The 12,183-nt window shown below is 62.9% G+C and carries 6 protein-coding genes; 1 reads left to right on the top strand and 5 read right to left on the bottom strand.

Features of this window, described 5'->3' with window-relative positions; all coding sequences use genetic code 11:
• Positions 1–81: 81 nt before the first annotated feature.
• The 4 genes from NY023_RS11040 to NY023_RS11025 form a co-directional block, all read right to left on the bottom strand.
• Positions 82–1,758: an MFS transporter gene (locus NY023_RS11040; RefSeq protein WP_013972077.1), complete on the bottom strand. Its 1,677-nt coding sequence runs from the start codon at positions 1,756–1,758 to the stop codon at positions 82–84.
• A 216-nt stretch (positions 1,759–1,974) separates the two neighbouring features.
• Positions 1,975–2,754: an alpha/beta fold hydrolase gene (locus NY023_RS11035; RefSeq protein WP_013972076.1), complete on the bottom strand. Its 780-nt coding sequence runs from the start codon at positions 2,752–2,754 to the stop codon at positions 1,975–1,977.
• Positions 2,751–3,176, bottom strand: coding sequence for a VOC family protein (locus tag NY023_RS11030; protein ID WP_013972075.1), 426 nt, complete (start codon positions 3,174–3,176; stop codon positions 2,751–2,753). The genes NY023_RS11035 and NY023_RS11030 overlap by 4 nt, the downstream gene beginning before the upstream one ends.
• A 356-nt stretch (positions 3,177–3,532) precedes the next feature.
• Positions 3,533–4,459 carry an alpha/beta fold hydrolase gene (locus NY023_RS11025; RefSeq protein WP_013972074.1) on the bottom strand — a complete coding sequence of 309 codons (927 nt, stop codon included), beginning with the start codon at positions 4,457–4,459 and terminating at the stop codon, positions 3,533–3,535.
• 254 nt (positions 4,460–4,713) lie between these two features.
• Here NY023_RS11025 and NY023_RS11020 point away from each other — a divergent pair, with 254 nt between their 5' ends.
• Positions 4,714–9,582 carry an NEL-type E3 ubiquitin ligase domain-containing protein gene (locus NY023_RS11020; protein ID WP_316927898.1) on the top strand — a complete coding sequence of 1,623 codons (4,869 nt, stop codon included), beginning with the start codon at positions 4,714–4,716 and terminating at the stop codon, positions 9,580–9,582.
• 7 nt (positions 9,583–9,589) lie between these two features.
• Here the strand turns inward: NY023_RS11020 and NY023_RS11015 are convergent, their stop codons facing one another.
• Complete coding sequence (locus NY023_RS11015) at positions 9,590–12,106, bottom strand: UvrD-helicase domain-containing protein (protein WP_044046962.1); 2,517 nt, start codon at positions 12,104–12,106, stop codon at positions 9,590–9,592.
• Between the last annotated feature and the right edge of the window lie 77 nt (positions 12,107–12,183).

Below are 12,183 nucleotides of genomic sequence, written 5' to 3'. Positions count from 1 at the left end.
TGCCCGCTCCCACAGGGCACAGTGATATCCCTGTGGGAGCGGGCAAGCCCGCGAAAAGGCCGGTACAGTCAGCCTCAACCTTCAAGTGTGGTTGATATCGCGGTCCTTGGTCTCCGGCAGGAAGAAGATCCCCAGCACCGCCGTCATCACTGCAATCACGATCGGGTACCACAAGCCGTAATAGATATCCCCGGTCGCCGCCACCATGGCAAACGCCACGGTCGGCAGGAAGCCGCCGAACCAGCCGTTGCCGATGTGGTAAGGCAGCGACATCGAGGTGTAACGGATGCGTGCCGGGAATAGCTCCACCAGCCAGGCCGCGATCGGCCCGTAGACCATGGTCACGTAGATCACCAGAATGGTCAGCAGCAACAGCACCATCGGGTAGTGGATCTTCGCCGGGTCGGCCTTTTCCGGGTAGCCGGCTTCCTTCAACGCCCCGGTCAAGGTCGCGGTAAAGGCATCGCTCTGTGCCTTGAAGTCCGCTGCCGCCAGGCTGCGTCCATCAAAGCTTGGCAGCACCCGTTCACCAATGCGGATCTGCGCCACGCTGCCAGGTTCTGCCGCTTCGTTGGTATAGGGGATGGCCCGCTTGGCCAGCAGGCTCTTGGCGATATCGCACGAACTGGTGAATTTGGCCTTGCCCACCGGGTCGAACTGGAACGCGCACTGGGCAGGGTCTGCCATCACCACCACCGGGTTCTGCTCCTGGGCGACGAACACGTCCGGGTTGCCGTACTGGGTCAGTGCCTTGAAGATCGGGAAGTAGGTCAGCGCGGCGATGATGCAACCGGCCATGATGATTTTCTTGCGGCCGATGCGGTCGGACAGGCTGCCGAAGAAGATGAAGAACGGTGTGCCGATCAAAAGCGAACCGGCAATCAGCAGGTTGGCGGTCTGCGGCTCGATCTTGAGCATCTGCAACAGGAAGAACAGCGCATAGAACTGCCCGGTGTACCACACCACGGCCTGGCCGGCGGTGCCACCGAGCAGCGCCATGACCACCACCTTGAGGTTGTCCCAGCGGGCGAACGACTCAGTCAGTGGCGCCTTGGACGCCTTGCCCTCGGCCTTCATCTTCATGAACACCGGCGACTCGTTGAGTTGCATGCGGATGTACACCGAAATCGCCAGCAGCAGTATCGACAGCAGGAATGGCACTCGCCAGCCCCAGGCCTCGAACACCTCGTTACCCATGGCCGTGCGGCAAGCCATGATCACCAGCAGCGAGAGGAACAGCCCCAGGGTGGCCGTGGTCTGGATCCAGGCAGTGAAAAAGCCGCGCCGGCCCTTGGGTGCATGTTCGGCCACGTAGGTGGCCGCACCGCCGTACTCGCCACCCAGTGCCAGGCCCTGCAGCAGGCGCAGGCTGATGAGGATGATTGGCGCTGCCACGCCGATCGTGGCATAGCTGGGCAACAGGCCCACCACAGCGGTGGACAAGCCCATGATGACGATGGTGATGAGGAAAGTGTACTTGCGCCCGATCATGTCGCCCAGGCGACCGAACACGATGGCGCCGAATGGCCGCACGGCAAAGCCGGCGGCAAAGGCCAGCAAGGCGAAGATGAACGAGGTGGTTTCATTGACCCCGGCAAAGAAGTGCTTGGCGATGATCGCCGCCAGGGAGCCGTACAGGTAGAAGTCGTACCATTCGAATACCGTGCCCAGGGATGAGGCGAAGATGACCTTGCGCTCCTCCCGGGTGATACCGCGTTGGGGCGCGCTGCCCGTGGATGTGCTGTCGAGAACCGCCATGGGGTGCCTCCGTCTTGTCGTCATGCAGGCCGGGAGCACCTCAAATCTTTTTCACCATCGCACCCAGGCCCTGGGGGGCTTGCTTTGGATATGCGAAGCACGACGAGGCAGGCCGCCTCGGATCGCAGCAAGGTAACTGAAGCATAATAGGCTTTGCCGGGATATCCACTTGAGCCTTGCGCGATCCGTGCAGGACCGCGTCAGCCTGGGGAAAGGTCAGCGCAAGAACTGCAGGACTTCCTCCAGTACCCGCTCGGCCTGCTCCCGATGCGGCACATGGCCACAACCTTGCAGCAGGCGCATCAACCCCGGGCCGCCAGCCAGCGCCACCAACCGCTCGGGGTGTGCCGGCGAGCCGAACTCGTCGTTGTCGCCATGCAGGCTCAACAGCGGGCAGCGTACCTGCGGCAGCAGCGCATCCAGGCTCCAATCGGCAAAGTGCTCGGACAACCAGTTGTCCACCCAGGCACGCAATACCCACTCGGCCTTGCCGCCGTGGTAGCGCTCCAGCCGTTGCAACTGCCCGGGTTCGGCAAACTGCTGGTCGGCCACGCGAATGCCCTCAAGGGTACGGGCCTCGACAAACGCCTGCGCCGATTCGGTAATCAGCCCCACACACTGGCTGGCGAAGGCCGCCGCACAGGCCACGGCCATGCCGCCGCCAACGCTGTGGCCGAAGACAATGAAATCGCCAATGCCAAAATGCTCGCGCAGCGCCGTGAACCCCTGCTGCGCCTCATCTTCGACAAAGCCCAGGCGCAAGCTGCCGGGGTGGGCGTCGGAGCGGCCAAAGCCCAGGCGATCGTAGGCGATTACCCGGTGCCCGGTGGTTTGCGCAAGCTGCGCCGGGAACTCGCGCCACAAGGCCACGCAACCCAGCGAATCGTGCAGCAGGACGATCGGCGCACCCTGCGCCTGCAGCGGCGCCCATTCCTGGGCGAAGAGCTTGCCTTGGGCGGTGTCGATCCAGTGCTCGCGGGTGTGCAGGTTGCTCATGGAGCCTCCGTTGCCGGTACCGGCCCTTTCAGCTCGACCTGGTTGCCATCGGGGTCGTAGCAGTACAGCGACAGCCCCTCGCCTTCGGCGCCATAGCGTTTTTCCGCAGGTTCGACTTCAACCCCCGCAGCTTGCAGGTAGGCCGTAAGTGCAGCCTCGTCGAACGGCTCGATGCGCAGGCAGAAATGGTGGAGGTTGCGCCCCTCGGTCCCCGGCGCCGCTCCACCAGGCTTACCCAGGGGACCGTCCAGGGTCACCAGGTCGATCATCGCCGTGCCTGTGGCCAGGTGGACCATTCCCAGGTCTTCGCGCACGCGGCTGACCGTGCAGCCGAGCAGTTGGGTGTAGAAAGCGACGCTGCGCTCCAGGTCGCTGACCCGCAGGACGAGGTGGTCAATGTGCTTGATGACGAATGGTCGCATGCCAAGGCTCCTTGTGGCCGCTGGATTCCTGTGGGAGCGGGCGTGCCCGCGAATCAGGCGTTGCGGTGAATGGCACGGGCTTCGCCCGCTCTCATGGAACTGCACATAACTCATTGAATTAGCAGGGCCCCTGTGGGAGCGGCTTTAGCCGCGAACACCGGCGCAGCCGGTGCCATGCACCGCGTTGGATTCTTCGCGGCTAAAGCCGCTCCCACAGGGTACGAGGATCGCTTGCGAATTCAGTTATCTGCGCGACAGCGCAGCCCAAAGAGCTGGACAACTTCCCACAAGGGATCACGCAAGCCCGATTAGATTCACCACCATAGCCCACGTGCGCATGGCATGACCATATGCAGTTACTCGTTTACCAACCGTTGCAGCACACCCCCTTCATGGCGGGCGAGGATGCGCAGCAGTTGATCGACCAGCGCCCGGTCCGGCGCATCCAGGTGGAAGTGGTGCCCGCCCGGATGCCAGGAGATCTTCGCCTGGCTGGGCAAAGCCGCCTGGCGCCGGGTAAAGGCCTCACCGGTGAATGCCCCCTGGCGACCGAACAGCAGGTACAACGGGCAACGGATCTGGCTGAGCAGGTCGCAGGCTTCGCGCTCGGTCAGCGGCATGGGTTCGGGCAGCACCAGGCGTGGGTCGTGGCGCCAGCAATAGCCCTCGCCCAGCTGCAGCAGGTCGCGCAGCGCCAGCAGCCGTGCCGCCTCTTCCGACAACTCGGTGTCCAGGCGCTCGCGGCGTTGTGCCAGGGCCGTGTCCAGGTCCTCGAAACGGCCGACGTCCGGCTCGGCAAAACCCTGCAACTGGCTGCGCTGCACCATGCGCTTGAGCCGGTAGGCCCGGGCCAGGTGCTGCACGCGGTCGTCCTCGGCCACCGTGAACGGTGCGCCCATGCCGTCGAGGAAGGTCATGCTGGCAATACCGCTGGTCATGGCCGCCAGCAGCGACGCCACCCCGGTGCCCATGCCATGGGCCAGCACATGGAATTGCACCATGCCCAGGCTGTCGGCCACCGCCAGCATGTCCTCGGCATGTTCCCACAGGTAGTAGCCACTGTCGTGGCGGCGATGGTCCGAGCGGCCGTGGCCCACCAGGTCGGGGGCAACCACGAAGCAGCCGTCGAGCATCGGTGCCAGGCGCTCGAACGAGGCGGCGTTGTCCAGCCAGCCATGCAGGGCCAGCACCGGGATGCCGTCCTCCGCCCCCCAGGTCCGTACCGCAATTTCAATACCGTCGAGGTCCAGCAGGTGATCCTTGGGACTGCACAGCGAATGCATCTTAGTTCTCCCTGATAGAGCGCCGGCCCATGGCCAGGCATCACATGACACCGACCCATACCCCACACGCCGGCGTCATCCACACGACATGCCTACCCCATGCCTTGCGCCACCATCTCCCAACAGCCCTGCCCGCGCTGCTCCCCTACCGACGCTCTCGTGCACAGAACCGACCTGCGCATTCAACTAAATACCACCGCATGCCAAGGCGAAACCTGTCGACTGGCGCCTCCATTGACCACGGAGTATTCAGCATGACCAGCACACCCGTGCCTTTCCATCAGGCCCAGATTGTCCGTAACCTGCCTACCTGGTGCCGAACGATGCACCCCGACCATACCCGCCGCGTCGTGCAGAGCGTGCGCAAGGACTACCTCGACGAAAACGGCTCGCCTTACGCCTGGTACGCTGCAGCCAGCGATGAAGACCAGGCGCGTTTACGACAGCTGATCAGCGCCCGCAATGCCGGGTTCAAAGCGCTGCAAGCCTTGCTCGATGACTTCAGGCAGATCAGCGAATTATGCAAGCCTTTGCTCGAGGGCCGGTTGGGCCCGGATGTCGAAGTGGACAAAGCCCAGTACCTGCACCAGCCGTTCAAGGTGTACACCACGCTGGAAAATGTCCCAGGCCTCGATTTTTCACTCGGCGGTGACGATACGTACATCAAGCGCCCCGAAGGGCCGCCACAGAAGCGCTCGCTGCTGGAGGCCGCACTGCACAATTTCGAAGGGCCCGACGAAGTGGGCCCGTTCGACACCCTGACCCTTGGCACGGACAACGTCGCCTCACTTCCCGGGCTCGAGCCCGAAGCGTTCGTGAACCTTTGCCGAAGCCTGAACCTGGGCCAGCAGTATCAAGACCACCTGCAGGGCATTTATGAAGGCCCCAGAAAGGCCGCGATCGAACAGCAGTGGATCGATGCAAGCCAGCAGGCACTGAAAATCGAGGCAATGATCGCCTACCTCAAGGGCCTGTTGACGCTCAAAGGCCACAATGCTCTGGTACAGCTATGCGACAACGAAAGCACGCCGCGTTACGGCGAACACAAGCTTCGCTGCTGGCGCTTCAGCCTGTTCGGCATCCCGCTTCATGGCGTACTGCTGATAGGCCCCGATGAAGCCGACCAGACCAACCCCTGCATGCTCTACATTCCCCACGATTCCGAACACCCGGTAAGGGAGTTCGCTTCCTTGCAAAAAGCCGGCTCACTCATGCGTCAACGCCTGGTGCAAACCACGTTTCGCCAGCACTTGATCAGCTTCGCTGACCAGGACAACCAGGTCGAGCTCAGCCGCAAGCTCGAAAATGCCTTGTTCGAGCACGACGCCTCCACACGCAAACCCAAGAACAAGCCTGAGCTGCACTTCAAACGAACGCGCCTGGCCTTTCCTATCTGGCAGGTGCTTTACAGAGACCACAAGCGCCGCGTCAAGGCAACTGCCAGAGCAATTGCAGTACCGACCGCCGATGCCGACGCCAAGGCACGCAAGGAACGGCTGCAGCACTGGCTGGACGCAGGCATGAACGTACTGAACGTGGCCGCCTTCTTCGTGCCTGGGCTGGATGCCGCGATGCTTGGGGTATTTGCCTACGACCTCATGGACTCGGTGTTCACCGGGTTCGAAGCCTGGGAAGAAGGCGATACCCAGGAAGCGCTGCAACAACTCGAGTCGCTGGCCATCAATGCCGCCGTGATTGCCGGTTTCGCCGTCGGCAGCAAAGCGCTCAAGGCATCGGGGTTCGTCGATGCGCTGGAAAGCGTCTGGAAAGGTGGCCGCGAACGGCTTTGGCACCCAGACATGGGCCCTTACAGCACTTCGAGCTCGTTGCCGGTGGGTGTGCAGAAAAATGCCCAAGGGCTCTACATCATCGATGGCAAAACCCACGTTTGGCTTCAAGGCAAACTGTATGAGGTGTTCGAAACCGACGGACAGTGGCATGTGCGCCACCCGGACGCCCCCGATGCCTACACTCCGGCCTTGCGCAACCTCGGCGACCAGCGCTGGCAGTTGGCCCACGACAACCCGCTCGAATGGGACGATGCGCAGTTGCTCGAGGGGCTGGGCCGGTTCGGCCAGGGGCTGGATGCATCGGACCAACTTGCCGCCTTGCGCATTACCGAAGTCGACGCAGACACCTTGCGTCGCAGCCAGGTCACCGGCTCGCAGCCGCCGCCTCTGCTGGCCGATACCTTGCTGCGCCTGCGACTGGCTGACGACGTGGAGGGCATCATCACCCGGGTACGTCATGGCCAGCCTTTGGCTGCACATATGAACTTCGCGCTGCCGGAACTGGTACAGCTGCCTGGCTGGCCCGAGAACTACAGGCTGAAGGTCTTCACCGGTGCCGAAAAATGGGGGGAGGCAGACTATTTCGGTGCGCAGCCAAAAGCAGACACAGTACAAATCGAGATCGGCCGCGAAGAGCTTGACGATGGCGAACTGAGCAAGATTGTCCTGGCGGGGATGGATGAAGATGTCATACAGCAGCTGCTACCCGATACGCCAGTAGAGCAGCGCCCGGGCGCCCTGAACGAGCTGCTGGCCAACCACCTGACAGCACGTCGTCACGAAATCTTCGCGAGCATGCTGGAAAGCCATCGCGCACCGCTTGGCGACGAAGCACAGACCTTGGGCCGCCAGTTCCCCGGCTTGCCTGACAATGCCCTGGAAGAGCTCGTCGCACATGCCGACAGCACCGAACGCGAACGCCTGAAGAACGGGCGCGTGCCCTTGCGCGTGGCTGAAGAAGCCCGCTACCTGCAGGCCCGCGCCCGCCTCGATCGTGCCTTGACCGGCCTGTACCGAGCAGACCTGGCCAATGCCGACAGCCAGCTGCTGCGCGATGCATTGGTAGCCGAACAGCCGCAGGCGAGTGAAGCCGAGCTGTTCGCCAGCGCCGTCGCCGACCGATCGGGCTGCGCCGTGCTGCTTGGCCAGCAATCAATCAAGCCAGGCTTTCGCTCGCCCATGCGCCTGGCACATGGGCGAATCGGTTACCCGCTCAGTGGTCGAGGAGCAGCAATCAGCACATCCGCCGCGACAAGTCGGCTCAATCGACTTTTCCCTTCTCTGAATAGCAAACAAATCACCGCCCTGAGCGACGAATTGAGCCGGACCCGTGACCTGGGCTCGGCAATTCAGCAACTGGAGACGGAGTGGCAAACGCTGGATAGCAATCTGGAAAGTTGGTACAAGAGCGCCCCTGACATCTTCAGGCGCCAGGATCGAGAAAAATGCGCCGAAAGCCTCAAAGAGGCCTGGCGGCGGGAGGGTTCAGCCAAACTGGGCACGCTCGTTCTGGAGAAGATACAAATATCCGAGCTGCCAGCGATCACAGCGAGCCTGCCCTACATCCGTGAACTCAAGCTGAACGATCTGCAACTGCAACGACTGGACAGGGCGTTCCTGTCATGCTTCCCCAACCTGCAAGTGCTGAGAGTGACCAACATCGCGACAATCAACCCGCAAGCGTTGTTCGAAGCGCTCGAAGCGGTGCCCAAGCTGCAAACACTGGACCTGACCAACAATACCGTTGTTACCCTCTCACCCACCGCACAACGAGTGCTGGCAGCGATGCCAGGCTTGCGCGAACTGAACCTGACCGGCAACAACCTTACATTGGATCAAGCGACATTGGCTTTCCTCTGCGATCAGCCGCTTAATATCCTGAAGCTGAGTCGAAATCGCATCACGCTTGATGAAAACCTCGCCACACGCTTCCAGGACATGATCCATCCGCAGCAACTGGACCTGAGCTTCAACTCGCTGCAACACGCGCCTGATGTGCGCTACATGGCGCGGCTGCAGCACCTGGATCTGGACAGAACTCAGCTGCATGCCTTTCCCCCTGGCCTGAGCACCCTGATGAACCAGCGACAGTACCAGTTACGTTACCTGAACCTCTCGTCCAACCACATTCCCAATGTTCCGGACCTGGTAAACATCCTGCGCAGTCCGTATGTGCGGGACGTCGCAGCGCGCGTGCGCGATCGCCGTTGGCTTTTCAACTACAACAATCTGGAAGCCGAGCCGGCCAGGCAACTGCGCGCAAGAGGCGTCAACATCTTCGAGCACCCGCCCGAAAGGCAGGAGTGGCAACGGCTCTGGCGCGATTCCGCAACCGATCATCAGGTACAGGTGTGGTCCGACCTGTTCGATCAGAACGACAATGGCGACCTGCAAGCGGTGTTGGAGCGTCTGACCGACTCGGTGGAAGCGCGAAGAGATCTGCGAAGCCTGCGTGCCCGAGTGTGGGAACTGTTGGAGCAGGCCCACGGGGACGCGGTGTTGCGCGAGCGTTTGAACGAGGTGGCGAAAATCTTCCCGCCCACTTGCGGTGACGCCGGCGCCGATGCGTTCAGCGCCCTGGAAGTGGAGTTGCTGATCCACCAGGTATCTGGGGAAGCACAGGACACGGCAAAGCCGATACTCGACCTTTATCGCAAGCTGTACCGTCGCGAGAAAGTCAACGAACTGGCCGATCGCATCAGCCTGCAACGCGGTTTGCGCAAGCGGGCGCTGCAGGAACATGCTGGTCAGTTACCGGACCGTGACGTACTGGATGTCGCGGCGGCGTTCCCCGATGCGGACCTGACCACAGGCCTGGTCGACGATATTGAAGTCCGCCTGGCATTGCGCCAGTCGTTGAGCGAAGACCTCGATTTTCCAGAACCCAGCAGCGGCATGCTCTATAGGGACCTCGCCAAGATCAACCAGCAGATCATCGACAACGTGCGCGATGCCGTGGTCGAACTCGATGCCGACACCACTGCCCGACAACTGTGGATAAGCGAACGACCGGTCTGGGTTGATTACCTCAAGCGCAAATATGCCAGCCAGTTCGAGGCCATTACCGACTTCTGGCGCCCTGGCCTCGATTACCTCTTTTATTGCCTGGATGAAAGCCAGGAGGCGATCACGCACCTGGACAAATCGATAATACGGGCATTGGCCCCGGAAATGCCTGGCCTTGCGCTGGACGAAAACGGCACGCTGCGCCGGGTTCCGCTCAGTGGGAAAGCGTATTTCAAGGCTATGGAAGCCTTGACCAAGGCACAGGAGGAGGTGGAAGCCGGGCTATTGCTGAGCCTTACCCGGCAAGAAGACATCCTCGATGCCTGAAAGCTGATCAATGACCACGCAGGTCTTCGAAGAAGGCCTGCCGCCCATCCACCTGGCTCGACGCACGCGGCGCTGCCGCCGCCTCTGCGTTAGCCGCCTCCACATGCCAATAGCAGTGCCTGACCGCGCGGGTTACCGCCACGTAGGCCAGGCGCTGCACCTCTTCCTTCTGCGCGGTATCGAACGGCTGGGCATCACCGGCCTTGCCCAGCCCGGCCTGGCGATACACCTGGTTCTTGTAGGGTGAACTGGTCAGGTACTGGCAGTCGCCCAGCATGAACACTGCATCGGCTTGCAAGCCCTTGGCACTGTGGTAGGTCAACTGGCGCAGCCGGCGCTGCTCGGCCGGCAACGCCGCCTCGGCGTGCAGCACGCCTTGCAGGTGCTCGTTCATCAGCGCCCTGTCGCTGCCCTTGCGGTACAGCATCATCACCGTCTCGCCACGCTGGTAGTGCTCGATCAGTGTTTCACCCAGGGCTGCCTCGTCACGGTCGAACACTTTTACCGGCGAGCCTGGCAACTCGGCCGCCGGGCCACTGGCACGGGCTTTCTTGCCGGCTATCGCCGGGGTGCCCTTGACCAGGTGCTCGGCCGCGTCGATCACCTGCTGCTGGCAACGGTAGTTGTCGACCAGCATCACCCGAGTGTTGGCCGGCGACGGGAAGGCCTTGGTGAATTCCATGAAGTACTTGGGCGAACTGCCACGCCAGCCGTAGATCGACTGCCAGTCGTCGCCCACGCACAGCAGCGACGAATGCTGGGCATGGCGCCCGGTGTGCATCGCCGGGCCGCGACGACGGATCTCGGCGAGGCTGGCGCGAAGCCAGCTGACGATCTGCGGTGACACGTCCTGGAACTCGTCGATCATCAGGTGCGCCAGCGGCCGCAGCAACGGGTCGGGCAGCAGTTGCAGGTTTTCCGGGTTGTTCTCGCCGAACAAGGCGAACATGCGGTTGTAGCTCATCACCGGCGGCGACTGGTCCAGCAGGTGCGCCTCCAGGGCCTTCCAGTACAGGGCCAGGGCCTCGAAGAACAGCGCATCGCTGTCGCCGGACGGGAAGCTCATCGCCGCGACGGCAGTGTTCACCTCCAGGCCGAGGTTCTCGATGAAGTTCGCCGCGCCGACAAAGGCATCGAGCAGCGGCGCCGGGGCCAGTTCGCCCTTGACTTTGTATTCGAAGCCGGGGCCGGCCACGGCATCACCGGCCAGCGACGCTGCCAGGCGCCGGGCCATGGCGTAGTTGTCGAGCCAGATCAGCGGCTGGTCGCAGAAGGCCTGCAACAGGGTGCGCTTGACCGCCCACTCGGCACGCACTGCCAGCTTGGCACCGGGGCGCTGGTACTGCGCGCTTTCCGCCGGGTCGAAGCCCAGCACGAGCAGAGGCCCCTGGCCGGCCAGACGGCCATGCACATGGAAGCGGCTGCCACGAATCTCGATGGTCTCGCGGCAGGGTTCGATGCCCTTGATCGGCCAGGCGCCGGCGGCGAACCACAGGTCTTCGATCACGTCGCACAGCTCTTCGTCGCGCTGGGCAGCCAGCTGGGTTACCTGGGCGCGCTTCTGCACATCGGGGTTGTTCGGGTCCAGCGGCTTCAGCTGCAGGGCTTCGCTGCGCAACAGGCCGACCAGCTCGGCAAAACGCGGGCTCTCGCCCAGCAGCGTGCTGTAGCACTGGTTCAGTTGCTGGCGCTGGGCATCGTTCAGGCGCAGGTCGAACGGGTTGCTCTCGGCCTCGGCCTCACGCCCGGCCGGCATCTCGTTGCCCAGCGTTTCGAACGCGCGCACCTGGCCAAAACCCGGCAGGCTGCGCACCAGCGGCAGGATGCGCGAATGGAACGTGCGCACCAGCTCGCGAGCCTGCAGCGGTTGCAGGTTGATCTGCCACAGGGCGAACACCTGCAGCAGGCGCTTGATGAAGTCCTTGCGCGACTCGCGGGTGAAGGTGACCACGGTCATCGCATCCAGCTCGTAGCCCAGGTAGTGGCGCAACAGCAGGATGCGCAGCACCAGCGAGGTGGACTTGCCCGCCCCGGCCCCTGCCACCACGCAGGTGGACGGTGTGTCGCTGAATATCAGCTTCCACTGCGCGGCACTGGGTTGCGCCTCGGCGGGCAGACGCTGGGCGACATCGGCCTTGAAGCGCTTTTTCAGCTCGGCAGTCAGCGGCAGGCGCCAGTCATCGAACAGGTTGTCATCCCGGCCCGGTACGGCGGCGGTGTCTGGCCGGGTGTCGCGGATCACCAGCACCTGGCGCCCGGCCTCGTAACCTTCCACCCGCCCGCGTTCGAACCCTTCACGCACGCCATCGGCATGGCCACTGCGCTGGCCGCTGGCGTGGCCGAGGAACCAGGAGTCGCGGTGCTGGGCCTGCAGGCGGGTCAGGCCACGCCCCAGCAGGCGGGCCGCCAGGCGGCGAAACCAAGGCAGTTGTGCAGGAGGGGTAAGGTCGGCGGGGGCCTGGGGTTGCTCGTGGGCCACGGTCACTCCGTTGAAAAACAAAATCAGCGGGCATGTTCGCCGCATCGACAAAAAATCGCCAGCGAATGCTTGCAGATCAGTGGATTAGGCGATGAAGCGAATAAAACACTCTATTGCATTAA

It is taken from the genome of Pseudomonas sp. NBB (genome assembly GCF_032701105.1).
Lineage (GTDB): Bacteria > Pseudomonadota > Gammaproteobacteria > Pseudomonadales > Pseudomonadaceae > Aquipseudomonas > Aquipseudomonas asiatica.
This window is presented reverse-complemented; position numbering and strand designations above follow the sequence as displayed.

Excerpts from the sequence above, each read along its gene's own strand:
- NY023_RS11040 (WP_013972077.1), bottom strand. The coding sequence starts at position 1,758 with ATGGCGGTTCTCGACAGCACATCCACGGGCAGCGCGCCCCAACGCGGT.
- NY023_RS11035 (WP_013972076.1), bottom strand. The coding sequence starts at position 2,754 with ATGAGCAACCTGCACACCCGCGAGCACTGGATCGACACCGCCCAAGGC.
- NY023_RS11030 (WP_013972075.1), bottom strand. The coding sequence starts at position 3,176 with ATGCGACCATTCGTCATCAAGCACATTGACCACCTCGTCCTGCGGGTC.
- NY023_RS11025 (WP_013972074.1), bottom strand. The coding sequence starts at position 4,459 with ATGCATTCGCTGTGCAGTCCCAAGGATCACCTGCTGGACCTCGACGGT.
- NY023_RS11020 (WP_316927898.1), top strand. The coding sequence starts at position 4,714 with ATGACCAGCACACCCGTGCCTTTCCATCAGGCCCAGATTGTCCGTAAC.
- NY023_RS11015 (WP_044046962.1), bottom strand. The coding sequence starts at position 12,106 with ATGCGGCGAACATGCCCGCTGATTTTGTTTTTCAACGGAGTGACCGTG.